Source organism: Flexivirga sp. B27, assembly GCF_052905685.1.
Window position 1 is genome coordinate 339,028 of sequence record NZ_JBPYUM010000003.1, and the last position, 23,024, is coordinate 362,051.

The window sequence follows — 23,024 nt, forward strand, 5'->3', positions numbered from 1 at the left end:
GCCCGCCGGAAACACCGGTGAGCAAACGATTTTCGGCAGTCAGTCGGCGCGATCGCGCAGCACCCGGTCGAGCACCACAACGGCACCCGCCTTGTCGAGAGGGTTGTTGCCGTTGCCGCACTTGGGGGACTGCACGCATGCAGGACACCCGTCGCGGCAGGCGCACGCGTCGATCGCGGCCCGCGTCGCCAGCAACCAGGTGGCGGCCTCGGCATACGCACGCTCGGCGAAGCCTGCTCCGCCCGGGTAACCGTCGTAGACGACCACGGTCGGCAGGCCGGTGTCCGGGTGCAGCGCGGTCGACACACCACCGACGTCCCAGCGGTCCGACTGTGCCACCAGCGGCAACATGGCGATCGACGCGTGCTCGGCCGCGTGCAGTGCGCCCGGCAGTGCCTCGGCCGTCAAACCCTCCGCGAGCAGCTCGTCCTCGGCGATGGTCCACCACACGCCACGTGTCACCAGCTCCCGCTCGGGCAGGTCGAGTGGATGCTGCCCGATGACCTCTCCGGACGGGAGCACTCGCTCGAAGGACGTGACCTGGGTGCGCACTCGGATCGTGCCGAAGTGCAAAACGACACTGCCCCAACGGGTTTCGCGCTCCACCTGCTGTATGTCGAACGACGAGACCGACTGCGCGAAAGTCGACCAGCCCGGGTCACCGACGACGACGTGGGCGGTCGTTGCGTCCAGATCGAGCTCGGTCACCACATGGGACCTGCCCTGATGCAGGTAGACCGCTCCGGTGTGCACCGCGGAGTGCGCCCGCGCAGCGTCCACGGTGCCGAGGACGCGCGCGGTGCGAGTCTCGACGATCCGCACGTCGTCCTCGCTGCCGCCGCGCAGCGAGAAGTGATCGGCCGGCCGATCGTCGCGCGCCCAGAACCAACCGCGCGGACGCTTGCGGAGGATGCCGCCGGCCACCAGGGACTGCAGCACACCGGGCAGCGACGGGCCGAAGAGCTCGCTGTCGGCCCGGGTCACCGGCAGTTCGTGTGCTGCGGCCGCGACGTGCGGTGCCAGCACGAAGGGGTTCGCCGGGTCGAGGGTCGCAGCTTCGACCGGTCGATCGAAGATCGCCTCGGGGTGGTGGACCAGGAAGGCGTCCAGCGGATCGTCCTCGGCGACCAGCACCACCAGCGAGGTCCGGCCACTACGCCCGGCCCGCCCGGCGCGCTGCCACAGCGAGGCGAGTGTGCCCGGCCAACCCGCGAGCAGCACTGCGTCCAGACCGCTGACGTCGATGCCGAGCTCGAGAGCGGACGTCGCGGCGATGCCGCGCAACGTGCCTGTGCGCAAGTCATTTTCGAGCTGGCGGCGTTCTTCGGGCAGATAGCCCCCGCGGTATGCCGCAACGCGATCGCCGACGCCGGAGTGCGAGCGCACCATCTCCGCGACGATCTCCACCCCGACACGAGACCGTGCGAAGGTCAGCGTCTGGACCCCGCGGTCGATCAGCGCGGTCATCAGGTCGCCGGACTCGGCGACCGCGCTGCGCTGTGCGGTGTCCGGTCCGTCACTTGGTCTGCTGCCCGGCTGCCACAGGCCGACCAGCATCGGCGCTCGCGGAGACCCGTCGTCGGTCACGGCTTGCACCGGCAGTCCGGTCAGCTCGCCGGCGTGCAGCGCGGGAGCGGCGACCGTGGCCGACGCGAGGACGAACGTCGGATCGGCGTGGTAGCGCGCGGCGATGCGTCGCAACCGGCGCAGGACGCCGGCCACGTGGGAGCCGAAAACCCCTCGGTAGACGTGGCATTCGTCGATGACGACGTATTTGAGCGCGCGGAAGAACGATGCCCACCGCTCGTGTCCGGGCAGCAGGGTGTGGTGCAGCAGGTCGGGGTTGGTCAGCAACAACGCGGCGTGGTCGCGGATCCAGCGGCGCTCGTCCAGCGGCGTGTCCCCGTCGAGTGTGGCTGCGCGCACTCCCGGGATGGCCAGGCCGCGGATGTGTGCCTCCTGGTCGGCGGCCAGTGCCTTGGTCGGCGCGAGGTAGATCGCTGTGGCCCCACGACCGGTGGGCGCGGCGGACCCGTCGGCGACCGCCGACAGCATCGGCAGCAGGTAGGCAAGGCTCTTGCCGGATGCCGTGCCGGTCGACAGCACCACGTGCTCGCCCGCATGTGCGAGGTCCGCGGCGGACCGCTGGTGTGACCACAGCCGGTCGACCCCGCCGCCTCTGATCGCGGCGGTGACCTGCGGGTTGACCCAGTCGGGCCAGGCGGCGTCGGCAGCTTCTCGGCCGGGCAGCAGCCGGGTGTGCACCAACCGGCCGGTGCCGACGTCCTGCAGCGCTGCCAGGGCCCCTGCAGCGTCGAAGTCGCCGGTTGCCGACTCGGGTGCTGACTCGGCCGTCGTGTCGGCGGAGTCGGCAGCACGATCCGCCGGCCCGGCGTGCGAGGGTCCGGTCAGGGGCGCGATGTTCGTCATTCTTCATCCCACCGTAGGTCCGAACACCGACATTCGTGGGACCGGTCGGCGACGACGATGACAGACTGGCGCGGGACCGATCGACCAAACCTTGCACAGCAGACCTTGCACAGCAGACGGCGACCACAGCGAAAGGCAGCTTCGTGACCGACCTGGACATCAGCGGCAGCGACGAGGGCGACTTCACCGTCATACGACTGGCCGGTGACGTGGATGTCTCGGCGGCGGCCCGGCTGCGTGATGCGCTGGCGCGGCTGATCACCGATCCGGCGGAGAAGGTCCTCGTCGACCTCACCGATGTGCCGTTCCTGGACTCCACCGGCCTCGGCGTGCTGGTCGCGCGACTGAAGCAGCAGCGGCTGGGCGGTGGCGACCTCGCGCTGGTCGTGGTCTCCGAGCGGCTGCTGCGCAACTTCCGCATCACCGGGCTGGATCGGGTCTTCAACATCCATGCCTCGGTCGCCGACGCCGTCGCGGCCGATGTGGGCCGCACTTCCTGAGCGGCACACCCCTGACCGCCGCCCCTTCGCCGGGGCCGTCGACGAAGATGAGAGGTATGTCGAAGCCCGTGCACGCTCCCTCGCATCATCCGCTGGCCGACGATCCGGCGGCCCTGCGGCGTGCGCTCATCGCCGCACGGTTCACCCTCGACGGGATCGCGGAGCGGCTCGGACCCATGGCGTCGCAGGCGTTGCACCGCGAGCAACGCCTGCCCGCAGATCTGGCCACGCGTGACGACGACTCTCCGGTGGCGACGCTGGTGCGCCTCTTCGCGCTGGGACTGCCGGTCGGTGTGCGGCAGCTGGATCGCGCGCTGCCGGGGTGGGACACGCGCCGGCTGCGCGCGGCCGGCCTGGTCACGGTCGACGGGTCGCGGGTGCGGGCGGCATACGACCTGCGTCCGTATGGCGACGACGACCACCAGTGGTGGGTGGTCTCCGACCTGTCCGAGGTGATGACCGGTGAGCCGCTGCCGATCGATCATGTGCTCGGCATCGGCGGTGCGTCCACCACGCTGGCGTCGTGGACGCCGCGACGGCAGGTGGAGCGCGCGCTCGATCTCGGCACCGGTTGCGGCGTGCAGTCGTTGCACCTGACCAGTCATGCGGCGCAGATCGTTGCGACGGACACCTCCGCGAGGGCACTCGAGATCGCGGCGTGGAATGCCGCGCTCAATGGGTGCGACTGGGATCTGCGGCGCGGTGACCTCTTCAAACCCGTTGCGGGAGAAGCGTTCGACCTCATCGTCAGCAATCCGCCGTTCGTCATCACACCGCGTGCCGCGGGTGTGCCGACCTACGAATACCGCGATGGCGGGAAGGTCGGCGACGGCATCGTGCGATCGCTGATCCGCGAGCTGCCGCAGCGGCTCAATCCTGGTGGTACGGCGCAACTGCTGGCCAACTGGGAGGTGCCCGAAAGCAAGGACTGGAAGGACGTCGTCGGTGCGTGGTTCGACCGGACCGGCCTCGATGCCTGGGTGGTGCAACGCGACACGCAGGACCCTGCGGAGTATGCCGAGCTGTGGTCTGGTGACGGCGGATTGCGATCGGGCGCAACGGGATTCGAGGAGTTGTACGCCGCGTGGCTGCACGACTTCGAGCAGCGTGGCATCACCGAGGTCGGCTTCGGGGTGATCACCGTGCAACTGCCGGAGACACGTCGGCGTCCGTGGCAGGACCTCGTCGAGATCACCGGCCCCGTGCAGTCGCCGATGGGCCCGACGATCGACGCCGGCCTGCGTGCTCGGACCTGGCTGGCGGAGGCGGGGGAGCAGGGGCTGCTGGACGCGCACCTGACGGTGGCCGCCGACGTGACCGAGGAGCGGCACGGTCGGCCGGGCGCGGACGACCCGTCGGTGATCGTCATCCGGCAGGGTGGCGGGCTGCGTCGCGCCTTCAAGGTCGACACCGCGGTGGCGGCGTTCGTGTCCGTCTGTGACGGTGAGTTGTCGACCGGTCAGGCGCTCGGCGCGATCGCGTCGCTGCTCGACGTGCCGACCGACGAGCTGGTCCGTGGGTCGCTGCCCGTCATACACGATCTGGTGGCGGACGGCCTGCTGACGGGATGGTGACATCCGGTGCCTGCGACTGAACCCTGAACAAGGAGCAATGACAAGCATGTTCACCATCGAGGAAGGGCAAGCAGTGCTGGCGGCGCAGCCGTTCAGCAAGCTGCTCGGGACCGAGCTGACCGCCGTCGACGATGTGGCGCGCGCCGTGACGCTGCAGCTGCAACTGCGTGACGACCTGCGTCAGCAGCACGGGTTTCTGCACGGCGGGGTGATCGCCTACCTCGCGGACAACGCACTCACCTTCGCCGGCGGTCTCGCCCTCGGGCCATCGGTGCTCACCGGCAGCGTCAACATCGAATATCTGCGCCCGGTCTCGGACGGTCCCGTGGCGGCCCGGGCGACCGTTGTCGAGGTCTCGGGACGCACCGCGATCTGCGCAGTGCGGATCGGGTCGGGCGACGAAGTGTGCGCTGTCGCGCAGGGCAGGGTCCGACGTGTCGGATAACCACGTGTGGCGGCGGCATACGCTCGAGCACATGGATCTGCGCATCTTCACCGAACCTCAGCAGGGCGCTTCGTATGACGACCTGGTGGCCATCGCGAAGCACGCCGAAGAACTCGGATTCGGCGGGTTCTTCCGCTCCGATCACTACGTCGCGATGGGCGATGGCTCAGGGCTGCCCGGGCCGAGCGACGCGTGGATCACGCTGGCCGGCATCGCCCGCGAGACTCGGTCGATCCGGCTCGGCACGCTGGTGACGAGTGCGACCTTCCGGTTGCCCGGCGTGCTGGCGATCGAGGTCGCGAACGTCGACGCGATGTCTGCCGGTCGGGTCGAACTCGGCTTGGGTGCAGGGTGGTTCGACCGTGAGCACGCGGCATACGGGATCCCGTTTCCGCCGTTGCGGGAGCGATTCGATCGGCTCGAGGAGCAGCTGGAGATCGTCACCGGTCTATGGTCGGCCGCAGGCGAGTTCTCGTATGACGGCACCCACTACCAGCTCAGCGACAGCCCTGCCCTCCCGAAACCCGCGCAGGACAACGGCTTTCGTGGTGGTGTCCCGGTCATTGTCGGCGGCCACGGAAAGAAGCGCACTCCGCTGCTCGCGGCACGGTTCGCCGACGAGTTCAACATGGCGTTCTCATCGATCGAGGACACGCGTGCTCAGTTCCAGCGGGTGCGTGATGTCGCGGAAAGTGTTGGCCGTCCTGCGGATTCGTTGACCTACTCCGCCGCGCAGGTCGTGTGTGTCGGTGGTAGTGAAGCCGAGCTGGATCGGCGGGCGGCTGCGATCGGCCGGGAGAAGGGCGAGCTGCGGGAGAGTGGTGTTGCCGGCACTCCGGCCGAGGCGATCGATCGGCTCGGCGCCCTCGCGGATGCGGGTGTGGAGCGTGTCTACCTGCAGGTGCTCGACCTACAGGACCTGGAGCACCTGGAGCTGATCGCGGCGGAGGTCATGCCGCACACACGCTGATCGAGCGTCGTCCTGAGTAGCTCGGGAGGTACGACCGAGCGTATCGAAGGGTAGCGCCGGGCACACATGCTGATCGAGTAGCGCCGGGCACACATGCTGATCGAGTAGCGACGAAGGAGCGTATCGAGATCGAGATCGAGATCCAGCATCTCGAGGCGCCGGTGGTCTCGATACGCTCCCCCGCTTCGCTCCTCCGCTACTCGACCACCTTGATCTCTCCTCCGCTACCTCGACCAGCTTGTTGTCAGGCGGCGGCCGGGGCCGTCAGCTGCCACGACCTCTTGGACAGGCCGTGCCAGAAGCCGTCGATGACGGTCTGCGACTCGGAGCCGTCGGCAGCGGCGGCGCCGAGGGCGACATACAGCGGTGCCCAGTGCTCGGTGCGCGGGTGGGCCAGCTGCGCGGCGGGCGCGGTGTGGCTGAAGTCCATCAGTGCGTCGAGGTCGCCGGCGGCCATCGTCTCGGCGGCCCAGTGGTCGAACTCCGACATCACGGCCGGCGGCGCGGCGTCGGCGCTCGGCTGCATGCAGTTGAGGTTGTGCGTGGTGAAGCCCGATCCGACGAGAAGCGTGCCGTCGTCGCGCAGCGGAGCCAGCTTGCGGCCGAGCGCGTAGAGCTCCTGCGGGTCCAGCGTCGGCATCGACAACTGCAAAACCGGCACGTCCGCCTCGGGGAACATCTCGACCAACGGCACGTAGGCGCCGTGATCCAGCCCGCGGCTCTCGTCGCGCACCAGCGACTGGCCGGGAGTGGCGATCAGCTTGGCGACGTCGTCGGCCAGGTCGGGGGCGACGGGTGCGTCATACCGGACGTCGTAGTACTTCTGCGGGAAGCCCCAGAAGTCGTAGACCAGCGGTGCGCCGGTCGTGGTGCTGACTGCGATCGGTGCCGACTCCCAGTGGGCCGACACCACGAGGATGCGCTTCGGCTTGGGCAGGTCGGAGCCCCAGGCGCCGAGCTCGGCGGTCCAGCGGGCGTCGTCGGCCAGCGGCGGTGCACCGTGGCTGAGGAAGAGGACGGGCTGGCGGTCGGTAGTGGTCACGGGGTTCATGTTACGGAAAACAAGTTAAACATTCAACTATATTCCCGGCGGCTGACGAGTATGGCGTCCCGAAGTGCCGACGGTCGGTCGGTGGGGACGGGTTGGGGTCGAGTCTCGGGTCCGAGTCCCGTCGCGAATCGGCCCGGAATGCCGCGATTCAGAGGGCGTGCTTAGACTCAGGCGCGTTCGCACGTCGAAGTAGTGACGAATCCACTGCACGTCGGACAGGAAGCGAGATGAACGAAGTGGCGCGCAAGCTTGTCATCGTCGAGTCGCCCGCGAAGGCGAAGAAGATCGGCGGTTATCTGGGGGACGACTACGTCGTCGACGCGAGCGTCGGGCACATCCGTGACCTGCCGAACCCGTCCGAGCTGCCGGTCGACATGAAGAAGGGGCCCTACGGCAAGTTCGCCGTCAACATCGACGACGGCTTCGACCCCTATTACGTTGTCGCGTCGGCCAAGAAGAAGAAGGTCGCCGAGCTCAAGCGCCTGCTCAAGGACAGTGACGAGCTCTACCTCGCAACCGATGAGGACCGCGAGGGCGAGGCCATCGCCTGGCACCTGCTCGAGGTGCTGAAGCCGAAGGTCCCGGTCAAGCGGATGGTCTTCCACGAGATCACTCGTGACGCAATTCAGCACGCTGCCAACGCAACTCGCGAGTTGGACGACAACCTGGTCGACGCCCAGGAGACCCGCCGGGTCCTGGACCGTCTCTACGGCTACGAGGTCAGCCCGGTGCTGTGGCGCAAGATCCGCCGCGGCCTGTCCGCCGGGCGTGTGCAGTCGGTCACCACTCGCATGGTTGTCGAGCGGGAGCGGGAGCGTATGGCGTTCCGCGCCGCCTCCTACTGGGACGTCGAGGGTGACTTCGCGCCGGGCAACGCCGAGACGCAGAAGTTCACCGCGAAGCTGAGCGCACTCGACGGCGCGCGTGTCGCGACCGGTCGTGACTTCGACGACCGCGGAAACCTCAAGAACGACAAGGCATTCCACCTCGACGCGACTCAGGCAAATGCCGTCGCCGAGGCGGTTTCTGCCGGCGCCGCCACGGTCAGCTCCGTCCAGGAGAAGCCCTACACACGCCGGCCGAGTGCACCGTTCACGACCAGCACCCTGCAGCAGGAGGCGGGTCGCAAGCTGCGGATGAGCAGCAAGGCCGCGATGAGTGTCGCGCAGCGGCTCTATGAGAACGGCTACATCACCTACATGCGCACCGACTCGATCACGTTGTCGGAGTCGGCGATCAGCGCCGCGCGCGGTCAGGCCCGTGATCTGTATGGCGCCGACTACGTCCCGGACCAGCCGCGCCGCTACCAGGGGAAGGTCAAGAACGCCCAGGAGGCGCACGAGGCGATCCGTCCCGCCGGTGACACCTTCCGCACGCCGGCGCAGGTCGCTGGCGAGTTGCGCGGCGAGGAGTTCGCGCTCTACGAGCTGATCTGGAAGCGCACGGTTGCCTCGCAGATGGCCGACGCCCGCGGCAGCACCGCAACTGTGAAACTGACTGTCCCGATTGAAGACTCGGGTGTTGCCAAGCAGTCGGAGTTCACCGCGTCCGGCACGGTCATCACTTTCCGCGGGTTCCTCGCGGCATACGAAGAAGGCCGCGACGTCGAGCGCAACGCCAAGGGTGACGACACCGGCACCCGCCTGCCCAAGCTGTCCGAGGGCGTGGCTCTCGACGTGCTGCGCGCCGAAGCGGAGGGCCACCAGACCAGCCCGCCGCCGCGCTACACCGAGGCAACGCTGGTCAAGGCGATGGAGGAGATGGGCATCGGTCGCCCGTCGACATACGCCTCGATCGTCGGCACCATCCAGGACCGCGGTTACGTCAACAAGCGCGGCACCGCGCTGATCCCGACCTGGACCGCGTTCGCCGTGATCCGGTTGCTCGAGGTGCACTTCCCGTCGCTGGTCGACTACGACTTCACGGCGTCCATGGAGGAGGGCCTGGACCAGATCGCCGCGGGCGACGTCGGGCGCGTCGATTGGCTGACCCGTTTCTACTTCGGCGACGGCAACGACCGCACACCCGGCCTGCCCACCAGCGGTCCGGACGGCAACGAAGGCCTGCAGGGCATGGTCGAGCACCTGCCGGAGATCGACGCTCGCGGCATCTCCACCATCGAGATCGGTGACGGCGTCGTGGTCCGGGTCGGTCGTTACGGCCCGTATGTCGAGGAGGTCGTGCCGGCCGGCGTTGACCCGAAGACCGGTGAGGTGACTACGGATTCGGCTGAGGCACCCAAGCCCCGGCGGGCCACCATCACCGACGACATCGCGCCTGATGAGATGACTGCCGAGAAGGCGCGCGAGCTGCTGGCGAAGGCCGACGACGACGGCCGGGTGCTCGGTCAGGACCCGGAGACCGGCCACGACATCGTCGCCAAGGCAGGACGCTACGGCCCGTATGTCACCGAGGTGCTCCCTGCACCGCCGGAGGCTGCGGCTCCGGCGGACGGCGCCAAGCCGAAGCGCACGAAGAAGGCTGCCGGCCCGAAGCCGAAGACCGCGAGCCTCTTCAAGGACATGGACCTGGCGACGATCGATCTCGCCACTGCGTTGAAGCTGCTGAGCCTGCCGCGTGTGGTCGGCACCGTCACCGAGGGTGAGGGTGAGGACGCCAAACAGGTCGACATCACGGCGCAGAACGGCCGCTACGGCCCCTACCTGAAGAAGGGGACCGACTCCCGGTCGCTCACGACCGAGCAGCAGCTCTTCGAGATCACCCTCGAGGAGGCGCTGGCGATCTATGCCGAGCCCAAGCGTCGTGGTCGCGCCGCGCAGCCGCCGTTGAAGGAGCTGGGCAAGGACCCGGTCTCCGAGAAGCCGGTCGTGGTCAAGGACGGCCGGTTCGGGCCGTATGTCACCGACGGCGAGACCAACGCGACGCTTCGCCGCGGCGACGACCCTGCGTCGATCACGCCGGAGCGCGGCTTCGAGTTGCTCGCCGAGAAGCGCGCCAAGGGGCCGACGACCCGCAAGCGGGCCGCCAAGAAGACGACCAAGAAGGCGACGAAGAAGACGACTGCGAAGAAGACGGCCGCCAAGAAGACAACGGCCAAGAAAGCGACGGCGAAGAAAGCTGCTGCGAGCAAGTCCACGGACTGATTCCGCTCGTCATCCGGTCGCGAATCGGATCTCCTTCGAAAAACTTGTACGATGCCGCGGAACCTACAGGGGACCGTCGCCGTCACAGGTTCGAATTTTACGAAGGACACAACGGAGGAAAATCATGTCCAGCAGCAGCTTTCGTCGCACCCTGGTTGGTGCCGTTGCCATCGCAGGTGCACTCGGCCTGACGGCTTGCAACAACGACAGCGCCAGTGTCACCACGCCGAGCGGCTCGGACCCGGCGGTCACCTCGCAGGCTCCGGCTCCGACCCAGGACGCTCCGGAGACCAGCTCGGAGGCACCGACGGCCGAGGAGTCGACGACCACCAGCGAGGACAGCGCGGCTGCCGAGCCGAGCGAGAGCTCCAGTGAGACCTCGAGTGAGTCCTCGAGCGAGGACTCGGGCGACAGCGCCGGGGCCGACGGCAGCAGCAACGCGCAGGCAACGCCGGACGGGACCAAACTGAAGTTCGGCCAGGCCGCAGTCATCGACGACGACTCTGACGGCAAGTACAAGCTGAAGGTCAAGAAGATCGTCGCCGCGCCGAAGGCTGCTTACGCCGCGGCGAACCTCAACGAGTCGAACGGCAAGATGTACTACGTCATGTATGACGTCACCAACCTCGGTGGTGCCAAGTACGGCTTCCGGGTCACTGCTCCCAACCAGTTCTTCCTGAAGCCGGTCTTCGACTCCTCGGAGAAGGGCCGCGCCGGTGGTGCGCCGACGAACGACCTGCCCGGCGGCTGCAACGACGTCGACTACTCCGAGAAGATCGCCGTGGGCGAGACCGGATCGGGTTGCTACTACTACCAGGTCACCGGCGACGCGCCGACCAAGGTCATGTGGGACACCTACAAGATCAAGATCGTCTGGTCGAAGTGACCATCGGCCGGTGATCTCCGGCCGGCCAGTGCAGAAGGCGGCCACCCGCGCGGGTGGCCGCTTTCCGCGCGTCACGGGATCTAACATTCGGAATCTTTCCTATCATTTTGTTTCCGATTGGAACCGAGTTCGGACCGAGTGACGTCATACCCCCGAAATCAACCAAGAAGAAGAAAGAAGGGCACCCCCATGAATTCCAACACGTTTCGTCGTTCGCTGGCCGGCGCCGCTGTCATTGCGGGCGCTCTGACCCTGACTGCGTGCAACAGCGACGCCCCCAACGTCGACTCGACCGGCAGCGAGACCTCGACCGCGGCCCCGACCAACCCCGGCACCGGTGACCCGACCGGCCCCACCTCGGACGAGTCGAGCGAGACGTCCTCCGACAACTCGTCGGAGAACTCCAGCGACACGCAGTCGGAGACTTCCTCCGACACCGAGACGTCGACCGGCTCCGATGACGGCCCCACCGAGGTCACCGACGCCAAGGCGACCCTCAAGCTGGGTCAGCCCGCGGTCATCGAGAAGAGTGACGACACCTTCCGCCTGACGCCGAAGTCGATGGAGGTCGCGCCCGACTCTGTCTTCAGCGAGACCAGCCTGAAGAAGTCCAACGGCACCGTCTACTTCCTGAAGTTCGACGTGACCGCGATCAAGACCAACTCGACCTACTTCGGCACCAACTCGGTCAACGGGCTGTTCTTCCACCCGGAGATCGACGCGGGCGTCACCGGTGCCAAGCGCGTCTACGGCCGCACCGCCGACTGCAAGAGCGACTCCAAGAAGCTCGCGCCGGGCGAGAGCGGGAGCAGCTGCTACATCTACCAGGTGCCTGGCAAGACCGTGTCCAACGTCGTCTACAACGACAGCGACCACCAGATTCGCTGGACCAAGTGACCTGACGCACGACGACGCAGAAGGCCCCGACGGAGCGAGTCCGTCGGGGTCTTCTGCTGTCCCGTTGCGGGTCAGATGCTGCCCGTGGGTCAGGGTGTCGGCTGACCGAACCCGAGCGGCTCACGCGTGAATCGGTAGGTCGCCCAGTTGAATTGGCGCACCGAGCCGTCGTCACGACGGCGTATGACGAGCCGCTCGCCCCGCTCGCGGCCGCTCACCGTCCGATAGATGTCGTCGCTCTCGCGCTCGAAGACAGAGTCCGGTGCGGTGGCGGGTGCTGCGGCGAGCCGGCCGGTCAGCTTGCCGTCCTTGACGGCGAATGTGAACTCGGCACCCTCCGAGAACCATTGGCCGACAAGCGGTTTCAGCTCCTCGGGCTCGACCGTTCCCGGAGTCCAGGGCTCGGGAAGCTCCGGGTCGTTGTCCAGGGCATAGGCGCCGAGCTTGATCGCGGTGCCCGCCGGGTCCAGCGAGATCGAGTTGTTCATCAGCACCGCGCCGGTGGTGCCGGACTCCGGCTCGGAGAAGAAGCCGGTGATGCCGCCCGGCATACCGCCGGTGTGCCCGAACCAGATGCGCCCGTCACGCCGCTCGAGCTCCAGGCCGAGACCCCAGGCGGTGTTCCAGCCCGGGTCGCAGACGATCTGCGGCTGCCGCATCTCCTCGACGGTGTCGGGCGAGAGGATCTCATCGTCCGGGTCCAGCAGGAAGCCGTGCCACCGGACCATGTCCGTCAGGGTGCTGGCCAGCGCACCGGCGGAGGCGGTGGTGTTCTTGGCGAGCACCGGCTCCTCGATCGGCACGTCGCTGAACGGCGGCACGTAGTAGAGGCCGACGTGCGGCGCGGTCAGACTCAACGTGGTGCGGCGCAACTCCAGCGGATCAAGCAACCGCCGCTGCAGCGACGACTCCCAGCTGCCGCCGTCGAGCCGGGCGACGACCTCGCCCAGCAGCGCGTAGCAGAGGTTGGAGTAGTGCCAGCGGTTGTGCGGGCGGCCGACGCGCTCGGCGTCGTTCCAGCCGGTGATCAGTCCCTCGCGGTCGGGGAACTCCAGGGTGTCCCACACGTCGCCGACCGGCTCGCGCTGCATGCCGCTGATGTGCGAGAGCATCTCCCGGACCGTCACCTGCCGGTGGGTGGTCTCGGGCACCAGTGTGTCGAGGGTGTCGTCGAGCGACAGTTTGCCCTCGTCGCGCAGTTGCATGATCAGCACCGCGGTGAACGTCTTGGTGTTGGACGCCACCAGGAACTGCGTGTCCGGGCCGAGCGGCACACTCGGGTCGGCGAGGTCGGCCTGTCCGACCGGGGCATCCCACACCAGCCGGCCGTGCCGGCCCACGCCCGCCACCAGCGCCGGCGTCCGGCTGGCACGTTGTGCCTCGATCGCGCGTGCGGTCAGTGCTCGGGTCGTCGAATCACTCAGGGGAGAAGGGGTTTGCGTCATACAGCCAACCTTGCCATCGCCGGCGGCGCGGCGGGCGAGGTCCCGGGATCCGATGGCTTGTCGACAGTGCCTGCTGCGCCACGACGTTGACTCGTGCCGCCCGAGGTCGGGCTGTCGGCCGCGCCCCTTAGGCTCGGTGCCGTGTTCATTGCGTTCGAAGGCGGCGACGGTGCGGGCAAGACGACGCAGATCGACCTGTTGCGTGCGCGCCTGACCGCGCAGGGCCGTGACGTGGTGGTGACCCGGGAGCCGGGCGGCACCGAGTTGGGCGTCAGCATCCGGCAGGTGTTGCTGCACGGGGACGACGTCGCGCCACGCGCCGAGGCGTTGCTCTTCGCGGCCGACCGCGCCCACCACGTCGCCACCGTCGTGCGGCCGGCGTTGCAGCGTGGCGCGGTGGTGCTGCAGGATCGCTACCTCGACTCGTCGGTTGCCTATCAGGGTGCCGGTCGGCAGCTGGATCCGGTTGAGATCAAACGACTTTCGCTCTGGGCGACCGAGGACCTCCTGCCCGACCTGACAGTGCTGCTCGACGTCACGGCTCACGACGGCCGAGCTCGACGCGGTGCGGTGCATGATCGGCTCGAGTCCGAGGAGGACGACTTCCACAACCGCGTCCGCGAGCACTACCTGCAGCTGGCGGCTGCCGACCCGGACCGATACCTGGTGGTCGACGCGAGCCTGCCGCGCGAGGAGATCGCCGCGATCGTCGCCGAGCGGGTGGAGCGGGCATGAGCGCCGACGAGCGAGACCACCGTCCCGAAGTAGCTCGTGGGGTGGGTGTCTGGCGGGACGTGATCGGCCAGGCCGAGCCCGTGGCCACGCTGCAAGCGGCCGTCGCCGACCCGGCACGGATGACGCACGCCTGGCTGTTGACCGGGCCGCCCGGGTCGGGCAGGTCGACCGCGGCACGGGCCTTCGCGGCAGCACTGGAGTGCCCGAGTGGCGGCTGCGGCGAGTGTCACGAGTGCCGCACCGTGCTCGACGGCAGCCACGCGGACGTGGAGATCATGGCGACCGAGGGCCTGTCCATCCAGGTCAAGGACGCCCGTGAGCTGGCGGGGCTCGCGCAGCGCCGGCCGAGCGTCGGCCGCTGGCGGGTCATCATCATCGAGGACGCCGACCGGCTCACGGAGCGGGCTGCCGATGCGCTCCTCAAGGCATTGGAGGAGCCGGTCGAGCGCACCGTCTGGCTGCTGTGCGCGCCCTCGTTGGAGGACGTCATCATCACCATCCGGTCGCGCTCGCGGCATGTGCGGTTGCGCACGCCCCCGGTGGCGGCCGTCGCCCAGTTGCTGACGGAGCGGGACGGCATCGACCCAGACGTGGCGGCCTATGCAGCTCGCGCCGCGCAGTCGCACGTCGGGCTGGCCAAGCGGCTGGCGACCGACGAGTCCGCGCGGGAGCGTCGCCGCAAGACGCTGCTGCTCGCCGGGCACATCTGCGACCTGGGTGATGCGATGACCGCCGCGGCCGACCTGGCAGCGATCGCCGGCGAGGAGTCGTCCGCCTCGTCCGCCGAGCGGGACGCCGCCGAGAAGGAACGCCTGATGGTGCAGCTCGGTGCCGACCCGAGCGCGCGCACCCAGCCGCCGCACGTGCGCTCGCAGATCTCCGCGCTGGAGAAGGAGCAGAAGACACGCGCGACACGGTTCGGCCGCGACGTGATCGACCGGTCGCTGGTCGACCTGCTGTCGATCTACCGGGATGCCCTGGTCGTGCAGGCGGGAGAGACCGTGCCGTTGATCAACGCCGACCTCGCCGACGAGGTGCAGCGCCTCGCCGACGGTCGCACCAGCGAGCAGTTGCTCGTCGCGATGGACACCATCGGCACCGCACGCGAACGCATCGAGGCCAACGTGCCGCCGCTGCTCGCGCTCGAGGCGATGACGATCGGTCTACGTGCGCCGGCAGCAACGCCGTCCTGACCGTCAGAGTGGGCAGCGCGAGCCGAGTGGAGTCGACCGGCCCCGATCAACCGATTTCGGTGAGCTTGTAGTGCAGCCGGACCGCGGTGATCCGGCCGAGTTTCAGGACGTGGTCGGTGCGCAGCACCTGCTCGTCGTCGACATACAGGCGGAAACTCTCGTGGATAGGGGCGCGGGATGCGTGCGTGCCGCGCTCGCGCACCACGACGTACGCGCCATCCTGACCGAATTTGCCTGGGGGAGAGGAGAGTTCGAGACCTCCGTCAGGGAGGGCATGTGGGCGTAGGAAGACCTGCACGTTCCCGGACTCCAGTGGGAAGGCGACGTGCACGCTGGGTCGGTCGCTCCCGGGGAGGGTGCGCGCCGAGTAGCAACCGCTGTAGACGTAGTCGCCGGTGTCGCGCAGTGTGCGCAACCATGCCGCGGCGTACTGCTCATCGGTGCTGTCGAGGATGCGGACCACCGTGCTGTCCATGCCTCGCGCGACATCCAGCGGGCGAGTGGGGATCGCGAGTTGCTGGACCCGCGTGCCGAAGGCGCGGCTGACGAACTCGCCGCCGGGCTGCAGTACGGGATTCCATTGGGCCCACACCTCCATCCGCCAGCGACTGGTGTGCTCGTAGAAGTCGCGAATCATCGGGTGCACCGTCGATGCCGCGAAACCCGGCCCGTCCAGCACCGAGAAGTCGGCCAGCAGCCCGCCGTCGCCGTCGCGTTCGGTCCGGCCACCGAGCGCCTTCGCGGTCTCCGCCACCCAGCCGTCGCCGATGCGCGACCCGGTGTGCATCGGCGCCGTGAGCCAGGCGTGCTCGCCGTCGAGATCGATCGGTCGGCCGAGCGTGCGCCACATGATGCGACTCCCGCGATCCAGCAGGGCGGTGCTTCCGCTGAGCGGAGCGGGCAGGTGCAAGCGGCTCGGCATGGTCACATGCTGGTCGGCACACTGGTGCCGAGCAAGTCCGCGCTGCCGCCCAAGGTGTATGACGTAACGTGCAGCGCATGGTGCGACGTATGACGACCGGACTTGTCAGCGCGGCCGCCCTCGCGCTGGTGCTGACCGGGTGCAGCGACGGGTCCGGCGGTGGCGCTTCCGCGAAGCCGACCCAAGGCGATGCGCAGTCCGGTGTGTCGTCGGAATCCACCTCCGCTGCAGCCGGGACGCCTGCCGACCTGTCGAAGTTCTACGATCAGAAGCTGGACTGGTCCGACTGCGGTGACGCGAAGTGCGCCGACCTCACGGTGCCAGTCGACTACGCCGACCCGGGCGGGAAGACGATCAAGCTCGCGATCGACAAGGTGCCGGCGACCGGTGATGCGAAGGGCTCACTGGTGGTCAACCCCGGTGGCCCGGGAGGCTCCGGGGTGGACTACGCCGCCGCTGCAGCCTCCGGGTATGTCGTGGGCAAGAGCGTCCGATCGTCATACGACGTAGTGGGTTTCGACCCGCGCGGGGTGCAGCGATCGGCCCCGATCGCCTGCTACGGCGACGTACAGATGGACACCTACCTGGGGGAGGACCCGACACCCGACACGGTGGCCGAGCAGAAGACGGCAGCCAAGGACAGCCGGGCGTTCGGCGATGCGTGCGTGGAGAAGTCCGGTGAGTTGATCAAGCACGTGTCGACGGTCGAGGTCGCCAAGGACATGGACGTCCTGCGCGCAGCGCTCGGCGACAAGAAGCTCAACTACCTCGGCAAGTCCTACGGCACGTTCATCGGGTCGACATACGCCGGCCTCTTCCCCAAGCGGGTGGGCCGCTTCGTGCTGGACGGCGTCGTGCCGCCGGACATCTCCGGGAAGGAGACCGGCCTGGGCCAGGCGAAGGGTTTCGAGCAGGCGACGAGGTCCTATGTGCGCCATTGCGTGGCGACCGGCACGTGCCCGCTCGGTGACAGCCTGGACGCCGGTATGGCGCGAATCCGCAAGTTCCTCAAGCAAGTTGACGCCAAACCGATCAAGGTGACCGGTCACGGCGACGTCACGAAGCTCACCGAGGGCTGGGCGACGATGGGGATCGCGCAGGCGATGTACGACAAGAACTCGTGGCCGACGCTGGACGCTGCCTTCCAGGCCGCGCTCAACGGCAACGGCAACAAGCTGATGGACCTGGCCGATCAGTATGCCGAGCGCGACAGCGACGGCAGCTACAGCGGCAACATCATGCAGGTGCTCAATGCGGTCAATTGCCTTGACCGCGCTTCCTCCCCGGATCTGGCGAGCTATCGCAAGGACGCCAAGACGTTCGCGAAGGTCGCGCCGACCTGGGGTCCGATGCTGGCTTGGGGCGGGCTCGCGTGCGGTGAGTGGCCGGTGAAGGCGACCGGCAAGCCGGAGCGCATCACCGCCAAGGGCTCCGGCCCGATCCTGGTCGTGGGCACCACGCGTGACCCGGCGACGCCATACGAGTGGGCGCAGCGGTTGGCCAAGGAACTCGACAACGGCCACCTGCTGACCTACGACGGCGACGGACACACGGCATACAAGATGGGTTCGGCTTGCGTCGACGGAGTCGTCGACGACTACATCGTCAAGGGCACGGTGCCCGCCAAGGGCAAGGCCTGCTGACCTCGCGGAGTGAGCACGACGGGGGAGCGCAGTGTGGTGGTTCCCGGCTGCAGATCGAGATCCAGCCCGCAACCACGGGTCACCTGATGCCGATTCGGCGTCCGGGCGATCTCCTGCGTATACTCGTCGCGGCCTTCGACGCGCGTCGAGGGTCAGGCCGCCTTAGCTCAGTCGGTAGAGCGATTCACTCGTAATGAATAGGTCAACGGTTCGATTCCGTTAGGCGGCTCCGTTCCTCTCCTCGATGCCCTCGACGTATGTCGGGGGCTTTTCGTTTCCAGATCTGACATCCGGCTCGGCGCAGACCGGATGACGCAGCGAGGGATCTTGTTAGCCTTCGTATGTTGTTTGTTCGATCGAGCACAGGAGGGGACATGGCGGACGGGAAGAAGGTCCTGTCGGGGCTCGCGACACCACTGTTGACGGCCGGCGAGGAGCTCCTGGGCGGGTGTCGCTCCGCAGGGAAGGGAGCCGTCGCGAAAAGTGCGGCTGCAGCCGGGATCGCCGGTGCTGTCGGCGGGACGATCGACGGCATGACAGGCGGCAAGCGCTCCGGCGGCATCGCATCGGACGTTCCACAGGAACGGATCTTCTGGATCGGGGCGACCAACCAGCGCCTCCTCTACTTCGGTGTCAGCGCGTTCTCCTCGAAGCCGAAGAGATTTGTCGGCGAGACCTCGTTGCAGCTTGTCGAGTCCGTGGACGTGAAGAAGCAGATGGCCACCCGGCGGCTGACCTTCACCTTCACCGACGGAAGCTCGGCGTCAGTCGATCTCTATCGCGCGAGCAGCCCCGACTCGCTGCAGTCGGCCCTGGAGGCGGCGCTGCCCGGGAAAGTCAACAACGCGTAGCGATTCCGCTATTCGCGATCCGTTCGGCAACAACATCCGCATCGGGGGCGCACGCAGCGACCTGCCGTGAGCTGCTGCCTCAGGCCAGCTTCGCCCGGGCACGTTCTGCAGCCGCACGCACCCGCGAATTGCCATCCGTGGCAAGCCGATCCACTACGCGACCCGTGTCGACCGAGGGGGCCAACCGGGCGGCGATGACCTTCGCTGCCATCTCGCGCACCCGCCAGTGATCATCACCGCACGCCCCGATGACGGCCGGCTCGGCGAGCGGGTCCCACGCGTAGAGCAGGGCACGCAGCGCCCAGGTGCGCGGCCAGTAGCCGTCCGGTCCGCCCTCATGGCCGTCGAGCACGTATGTCGCGCCGTCACCGCCGATCTCCTCGACCAGAGCGGGATCAATCTCCCCGTCGAGCAGTCGGACACAGCGCAGCACGAACTCGCGCTCGCCGTCCCGCGCGATGGCGGCGGTGACGCGGGCGCGGGGCGTCGATCCGGTCATAGGAGCGAGTCTGGCACCGGGCTCCGACAGCGAGGCTATGCGGTCGTGGTCTCCCCGCGCGCGACGCGCGTGGCCCAGCGCATGATGACGACGTCGTCGACGTGACCGTCCGGCAGGTGATCGGGTATGACGTCGTCGCGATCGACCAGATAGAGAAGTGCCGCAACCACCAGTCGGCACCGCGCGTCGGCCAGCGCACCGGTGCCGTCACCGCTGCGGAGGTCGGCGAGGTGCGCATCGACCACCGCGCAGGCGATGTCGATGTCGACACCGCCGCCGGAGTCGGGCAGCTGACCGATGCCGAACTCGTGGGCGGCGACCTGGTCGAGCAGTGCGGCGAGCGACTGCGGATCGTTCGCGGTGCGGGCGGCCTGCTGGCGGCACCGGCGGAAGGACGCCGACGACAGGAGCATGTCCAGCGCGGGTTGGTTGTCGGTGCTCACGAACCCAGGACTTTAGCGGGCGCTACTGGGCATTGCAGGCACTTCCGAGCCGGTTCGGGTGAGTGACCGGTCACAGCCGCCGGATCGGCAGCTCCGTCTCGACGGCCGCGTCGCCGTCGCGCACCAGCCGGTGGGCGCCGGCGCCCTCGGTCTCCGACACCGCCTCGACGAACTCGGTGCCGCGGTAGAGCACGCCGGCGCCGTTGTCGGTGCAGTAGGACTCCGGCAGCGTGCCGTCCGCGACCAGGCGTTGCATCAGCGGCCGGCGGCGCTCCTCGGCGTCGTAGTGCACCCCGTTGCCGTAGGGGAGCAGACCGAGTCCGTCGCTGACCGGGCGCAACTCGGCGCCGAAGGAATCCGTCGTTCCTCCGGTGTGCCAGCAGATCGAGCCTGCACTGACACCGGTCAGCACCACGCCCGCCTCCCAGGCGGCACGCATCGCCGTGTCGAGGCCGTGCACGCGCCATACGGCCAGCAGGTTGGCGACGGAGCCGCCCATCACCCAGATCACGTCCTGGGCGAGCAGGTGCTCGGTCGGGTCGGCGACGTTCGGCATCGTGAAGAGCTGCAGGTGGGAGTGCTCGTAGCCGGCGACCCGGGCTGCTTCGGCCAGGTTGTGCAGCACGTGCGGGTTGTCACCGCAGGCGGTCGCGATCGTGCACACCCGCGGTGCCCGGCCGGTCACACCGGCGAGATCGACTGCGAACTGGGTCAATTCGCTGAATTCGAAGTAGGTGCGTTCGCCGGGGCGCAGGCCGCCGGACGTCGCGAGGATCGTCGGCTCGGTGGGCATGACGGGACGCTAGCCGACGAATGCGCCCGCCCGCACACGATTTGCCCGCGCGCTGCCCGCACACACGTTGATGCCCCGGCCCGCATCCGCGGCCGGGGCATCAATCGATGGTTCGACTACTTGACGACTGTGATCACCACCGGGTCCGAGGTCACGACCACGCCGTCCGCGTCCGTGTAGCGAGCGGTGATGCTGTGCTCACCCACCGGAGCGTCCTTGGCCAGCCGGTAGTCGGCCTTGCCGGCACCGTTCGTGGTCACCGTCGCGACCAGCTTTCCGTTGTCGTAGAACGAAACCGGCTGCTTCTTCGCCTTGCCGTGCTCGAGCGCGACCCACGCGGTCAGCTTGGTGCCGTTGCCCTTGCCGTAGCGCTGCACGGTCTCCTTGGCGCTGAGGCTGACCGACGCCGAGCTCTCCGGCGCGGCCTCGACGGGGACACTCACCTGCGTGCTCGTGCCGGTGCTGTCCCCGGTGATCGTCAGCGTGGCCGTGCCTGCCGGAGTCCCTTGCGGCAGAGTGACTTTCACGCTCGCGGTGCCGACCTCGTCGGCCTTGTCACCGGCCGACACGGTGCTGTTCACCGGGAACGAACCCAACTCCTGGTCGCCGAGCTTCACCGTCACCGAGCTGTCCTTGACAGTGCCGGTCGACATCGCCAGCGAGGACAGGTCGAAGGCGACCTCGTCGCCCGCCTGGTATGACGACGGCGCGCCGTCGGGGAAGTGCACACCGACGGACCGCTGCGAATTATCAACCGGCAGAGCCGAATCCGAGGCCTTCGCAGCCATGTAGTCGACCATGCCCTGCAGGTCGGTCTGGCCGGTGTCCTTCTTGTCGGTGCCGTTCGCCAGCTCGAGGAAGTTGTCACCACCGGCGGCCAGGAACGAGTTGACCGTGACCGAGTAGCTCGTGCTCTCGTCGATCGGCTCGCCATTCAGCCACATGCCCCGGACGTGATCGTTCTCCGCGCCCGCCGGGTCGTAGGTGTAGGTGAAGCCCTGCGAGATGCCCAGTCGCAGGAACGGCCGCGACGCACCTTCCGGCTGCCACTGCTGCTCCAGCACCTGCTTGATCTGCGCGCCGGTCAGCTTCATGTTGACCAGCGTGTTCGCGAAGGGCTGCACGGTGGCTGCCTGCTTGTAGGTCAGCACCGTCGGGTAGCCGGCGTCGTTGTTGCCGACCATGTCCGCGCGCAGGCCGCCGGGGTTCATGAAGGCGATCTGTGCCGACCCTGTGGTCGAGGACTCGGTCGCCCATCGCTGCGCCTCGGCGACCAGGTTGCCCAGGGTGGACTCGCCGCCGCGGTTCTCGATTCCGGCGGAGTCCTTGGCGCGGTTGAAGGGACCGGCGATGTCGCCCAGGGGCTTCTTGCCCAGCACGTCCGCGTTGGCGACCGCCTTGTCGACGATGGTGCCGACCGTGCCGTCGGCCGCGTAGTTGGGCACCCAGATCTTGTCCGCCGGGTCGTCCGAGTTGGGGTCGTCGACCTGCTTGGTCAGCGCCAGCGTGTTGGACTCCACGCCGGTCACGTCGCCCTCGGCGGAGACGGTGAAGTTGAGCTGGTCGAGGTTGTAGCCGTATTGGCCTGCCGACACGACCGGGCGCTGCGTCACGGCCCGCCCGGCCCAGCCCGGCACGTCGACCATGCAGTTGTAGGTCAGGTGCGTGTGCCCGGAGACCACGGCGTCGACGTTGTCGTCCAGGCCGGTGACGACCTTGCCGAAGTCGTTGGTCGGATCGGTGACCGACTCACAACTGGTGTTGGGGGCGCCCTCGTGCACGAGCATCACCACGATGTCGGCGTCGCCGCTGGACTTCAGCCGGTCGGCCTCGGTGTTGACCGCGTCGGCGATGTCGGTGACCTGGATCTTGTCGATGCCGCCGGGGGAGACCAGCTCGGGCAGGTGCTCGGTGACCGCGCCGACGAAGCCGACCTTGACGCCGTTCATGTCCTTGACCCAGGTCGGGTCGAGCGCCGGGTCACCGGAGTCGCGGAACTTCACGTTGGCGCCGAGATACTTCCACTTCGCCCCGCCATACGGGTTGGTCGTGGCGTCGTATGGCGCCATCACGCGCTTGGTCAGGTCGTCATACCCCTGGTCGAACTCGTGGTTGCCGACGGCGGACACCTCGAGGCCGGACGCGTTCAGTGCGTCGATGGTGGGTTTGTCGTGCGCGATGAACGACTCGAAGGTCGAAGCCCCGATGAGGTCGCCCGCGGCGGCGAAAATCGTGTTGGGCTGCTGCGTGCGCAGCTCGTTCACGGCCCCGGCGAGCACCGCGGCGCCGGCCTCCTGGCCGTTGGCCTGGATGCGGCCGTGGAAATCGTTGATGCCCAGAACCTGCACCTGGGTGTCGCCGTCGGCAGCGTCCGCATGGCTCGGGGCCGCCAGCGACATACCTCCTGCCATGGCGAGCGCGCCGATGGCCGCCGTCCCTAGTCGAATCGCTCTCTTGGTCACGCCCGCCACTCTCCTGCCGAGTCCTTGAATTTTTGCGGCAGTCGCATAGCACGAGTTCCTGCCGGATTGCGGAAGAGTAGTTCAAGGAGTGCTGGAAAGAGGGCGGAATGCACCGATCCGGCCCCGCGTGCGGGGTGCACCGCCCGGGGCGCTCCGCCGATCGAGGAGTTCGGGGACCTGG

General features: G+C 68.2%; 19 protein-coding genes and 1 tRNA gene. 12 read left to right on the forward strand and 8 right to left on the reverse strand.

The genetic code is table 11. The features are described 5' to 3' along the window. Positions 1-39: 39 nt before the first annotated feature. Positions 40-2,430 carry a DEAD/DEAH box helicase gene (locus ACSZL9_RS13950; protein ID WP_446666110.1) on the reverse strand — a complete coding sequence of 797 codons (2,391 nt, stop codon included), beginning with the start codon at positions 2,428-2,430 and terminating at the stop codon, positions 40-42. A gap of 143 nt (positions 2,431-2,573) precedes the next feature. Here ACSZL9_RS13950 and ACSZL9_RS13955 point away from each other — a divergent pair, with 143 nt between their 5' ends. Genes ACSZL9_RS13955 through ACSZL9_RS13970 form a run of 4 tightly spaced genes read left to right on the forward strand, consistent with a single transcriptional unit; the run spans position 2,574 to position 5,919 of the window. After that, entirely contained in the window at positions 2,574-2,930 is a 357-nt protein-coding gene (locus ACSZL9_RS13955) for an STAS domain-containing protein (RefSeq protein WP_446666111.1), read from the forward strand. Between the two features lie 56 nt (positions 2,931-2,986). Continuing rightward, a complete protein-coding gene (locus tag ACSZL9_RS13960) occupies positions 2,987-4,504 on the forward strand; it encodes a DUF7059 domain-containing protein (protein WP_446666112.1) in 1,518 nt (505 codons plus the stop codon). Between the two features lie 37 nt (positions 4,505-4,541). Beyond that, positions 4,542-4,949 (forward strand): PaaI family thioesterase, encoded by a 408-nt coding sequence (locus ACSZL9_RS13965; protein ID WP_446666113.1) that lies wholly within the window; start codon positions 4,542-4,544, stop codon positions 4,947-4,949. A gap of 31 nt (positions 4,950-4,980) precedes the next feature. Next, positions 4,981-5,919, forward strand: coding sequence for an LLM class F420-dependent oxidoreductase (locus tag ACSZL9_RS13970; protein WP_446666114.1), 939 nt, complete (start codon positions 4,981-4,983; stop codon positions 5,917-5,919). Positions 5,920-6,163: 244 nt separating this feature from the next. On the opposite strand, the gene ACSZL9_RS13975 is transcribed toward ACSZL9_RS13970, so the two are convergent. Next, complete coding sequence (locus ACSZL9_RS13975; protein ID WP_446666115.1) at positions 6,164-6,970, reverse strand: dioxygenase family protein; 807 nt, start codon at positions 6,968-6,970, stop codon at positions 6,164-6,166. Between the two features lie 227 nt (positions 6,971-7,197). On the opposite strand from ACSZL9_RS13975, the gene topA reads away from it, so the two are divergent. The 3 genes from topA to ACSZL9_RS13990 all read left to right on the forward strand — a co-directional run bounded on the left by topA (position 7,198) and on the right by ACSZL9_RS13990 (position 11,857). Then, positions 7,198-10,074: a type I DNA topoisomerase gene (topA, locus tag ACSZL9_RS13980; protein ID WP_446666116.1), complete on the forward strand. Its 2,877-nt coding sequence runs from the start codon at positions 7,198-7,200 to the stop codon at positions 10,072-10,074. Positions 10,075-10,198: 124 nt separating this feature from the next. Continuing rightward, complete coding sequence (locus ACSZL9_RS13985) at positions 10,199-10,960, forward strand: hypothetical protein (protein ID WP_446666117.1); 762 nt, start codon at positions 10,199-10,201, stop codon at positions 10,958-10,960. 189 nt (positions 10,961-11,149) lie between these two features. Beyond that, positions 11,150-11,857 (forward strand): hypothetical protein, encoded by a 708-nt coding sequence (locus ACSZL9_RS13990; RefSeq protein WP_446666118.1) that lies wholly within the window; start codon positions 11,150-11,152, stop codon positions 11,855-11,857. Positions 11,858-11,946: 89 nt separating this feature from the next. Here the strand turns inward: ACSZL9_RS13990 and ACSZL9_RS13995 are convergent, their stop codons facing one another. Beyond that, positions 11,947-13,302 (reverse strand): serine hydrolase domain-containing protein, encoded by a 1,356-nt coding sequence (locus ACSZL9_RS13995; RefSeq protein ID WP_446666119.1) that lies wholly within the window; start codon positions 13,300-13,302, stop codon positions 11,947-11,949. A gap of 141 nt (positions 13,303-13,443) precedes the next feature. Here ACSZL9_RS13995 and tmk point away from each other — a divergent pair, with 141 nt between their 5' ends. Both tmk and ACSZL9_RS14005 read left to right on the forward strand, forming a co-directional pair. After that, positions 13,444-14,037 carry a dTMP kinase gene (gene tmk, locus ACSZL9_RS14000; protein ID WP_446666120.1) on the forward strand — a complete coding sequence of 198 codons (594 nt, stop codon included), beginning with the start codon at positions 13,444-13,446 and terminating at the stop codon, positions 14,035-14,037. Further along, positions 14,034-15,230 (forward strand): DNA polymerase III subunit delta', encoded by a 1,197-nt coding sequence (locus ACSZL9_RS14005; RefSeq protein WP_446666121.1) that lies wholly within the window; start codon positions 14,034-14,036, stop codon positions 15,228-15,230. Before tmk ends, ACSZL9_RS14005 begins: the two co-directional genes overlap by 4 nt. Before the next feature lie 46 nt (positions 15,231-15,276). Here ACSZL9_RS14005 and ACSZL9_RS14010 read toward each other — a convergent pair whose 3' ends face one another. Further along, entirely contained in the window at positions 15,277-16,152 is an 876-nt protein-coding gene (locus ACSZL9_RS14010) for a hypothetical protein (protein ID WP_446666122.1), read from the reverse strand. 89 nt (positions 16,153-16,241) lie between these two features. Here ACSZL9_RS14010 and ACSZL9_RS14015 point away from each other — a divergent pair, with 89 nt between their 5' ends. From ACSZL9_RS14015 to ACSZL9_RS14025, 3 genes are all read left to right on the forward strand, one after another. Continuing rightward, positions 16,242-17,795: an alpha/beta hydrolase gene (locus ACSZL9_RS14015; protein WP_446666123.1), complete on the forward strand. Its 1,554-nt coding sequence runs from the start codon at positions 16,242-16,244 to the stop codon at positions 17,793-17,795. A gap of 156 nt (positions 17,796-17,951) precedes the next feature. Beyond that, positions 17,952-18,024: transfer RNA gene (locus tag ACSZL9_RS14020), tRNA-Thr, on the forward strand. 145 nt (positions 18,025-18,169) lie between these two features. Beyond that, positions 18,170-18,646 carry a hypothetical protein gene (locus ACSZL9_RS14025; protein ID WP_446666124.1) on the forward strand — a complete coding sequence of 159 codons (477 nt, stop codon included), beginning with the start codon at positions 18,170-18,172 and terminating at the stop codon, positions 18,644-18,646. Positions 18,647-18,725: 79 nt separating this feature from the next. On the opposite strand, the gene ACSZL9_RS14030 is transcribed toward ACSZL9_RS14025, so the two are convergent. The 4 genes from ACSZL9_RS14030 to ACSZL9_RS14045 form a co-directional block, all read right to left on the reverse strand. Beyond that, positions 18,726-19,145: a hypothetical protein gene (locus ACSZL9_RS14030; RefSeq protein WP_446666125.1), complete on the reverse strand. Its 420-nt coding sequence runs from the start codon at positions 19,143-19,145 to the stop codon at positions 18,726-18,728. A 35-nt stretch (positions 19,146-19,180) separates the two neighbouring features. Continuing rightward, the gene (locus ACSZL9_RS14035) at positions 19,181-19,588 is read right to left on the reverse strand and encodes a DUF1232 domain-containing protein (protein WP_446666126.1); all 408 of its coding nucleotides are present in this window, start codon (positions 19,586-19,588) and stop codon (positions 19,181-19,183) included. Positions 19,589-19,658: 70 nt separating this feature from the next. Beyond that, on the reverse strand, positions 19,659-20,381 hold the full coding sequence (locus ACSZL9_RS14040; RefSeq protein ID WP_446666127.1) for a Type 1 glutamine amidotransferase-like domain-containing protein: 723 nt from the start codon (positions 20,379-20,381) through the stop codon (positions 19,659-19,661). A 116-nt stretch (positions 20,382-20,497) separates the two neighbouring features. After that, entirely contained in the window at positions 20,498-22,843 is a 2,346-nt protein-coding gene (locus ACSZL9_RS14045; protein WP_446666128.1) for a 5'-nucleotidase C-terminal domain-containing protein, read from the reverse strand. Positions 22,844-23,024: the final 181 nt, after the last annotated feature.

Excerpts from the sequence above, each read along its gene's own strand:
- ACSZL9_RS13950 (WP_446666110.1), bottom strand. The coding sequence starts at position 2,430 with ATGACGAACATCGCGCCCCTGACCGGACCCTCGCACGCCGGGCCGGCG.
- ACSZL9_RS13960 (WP_446666112.1), top strand. The coding sequence starts at position 2,987 with ATGTCGAAGCCCGTGCACGCTCCCTCGCATCATCCGCTGGCCGACGAT.
- ACSZL9_RS13965 (WP_446666113.1), top strand. The coding sequence starts at position 4,542 with ATGACAAGCATGTTCACCATCGAGGAAGGGCAAGCAGTGCTGGCGGCG.
- ACSZL9_RS13970 (WP_446666114.1), top strand. The coding sequence starts at position 4,981 with ATGGATCTGCGCATCTTCACCGAACCTCAGCAGGGCGCTTCGTATGAC.
- ACSZL9_RS13975 (WP_446666115.1), bottom strand. The coding sequence starts at position 6,970 with ATGAACCCCGTGACCACTACCGACCGCCAGCCCGTCCTCTTCCTCAGC.
- topA (WP_446666116.1), top strand. The coding sequence starts at position 7,198 with ATGAACGAAGTGGCGCGCAAGCTTGTCATCGTCGAGTCGCCCGCGAAG.
- ACSZL9_RS13985 (WP_446666117.1), top strand. The coding sequence starts at position 10,199 with ATGTCCAGCAGCAGCTTTCGTCGCACCCTGGTTGGTGCCGTTGCCATC.
- ACSZL9_RS13990 (WP_446666118.1), top strand. The coding sequence starts at position 11,150 with ATGAATTCCAACACGTTTCGTCGTTCGCTGGCCGGCGCCGCTGTCATT.
- ACSZL9_RS13995 (WP_446666119.1), bottom strand. The coding sequence starts at position 13,302 with ATGACGCAAACCCCTTCTCCCCTGAGTGATTCGACGACCCGAGCACTG.
- ACSZL9_RS14005 (WP_446666121.1), top strand. The coding sequence starts at position 14,034 with ATGAGCGCCGACGAGCGAGACCACCGTCCCGAAGTAGCTCGTGGGGTG.
- ACSZL9_RS14010 (WP_446666122.1), bottom strand. The coding sequence starts at position 16,152 with ATGCCGAGCCGCTTGCACCTGCCCGCTCCGCTCAGCGGAAGCACCGCC.
- ACSZL9_RS14015 (WP_446666123.1), top strand. The coding sequence starts at position 16,242 with ATGACGACCGGACTTGTCAGCGCGGCCGCCCTCGCGCTGGTGCTGACC.
- ACSZL9_RS14025 (WP_446666124.1), top strand. The coding sequence starts at position 18,170 with ATGGCGGACGGGAAGAAGGTCCTGTCGGGGCTCGCGACACCACTGTTG.
- ACSZL9_RS14030 (WP_446666125.1), bottom strand. The coding sequence starts at position 19,145 with ATGACCGGATCGACGCCCCGCGCCCGCGTCACCGCCGCCATCGCGCGG.
- ACSZL9_RS14040 (WP_446666127.1), bottom strand. The coding sequence starts at position 20,381 with ATGCCCACCGAGCCGACGATCCTCGCGACGTCCGGCGGCCTGCGCCCC.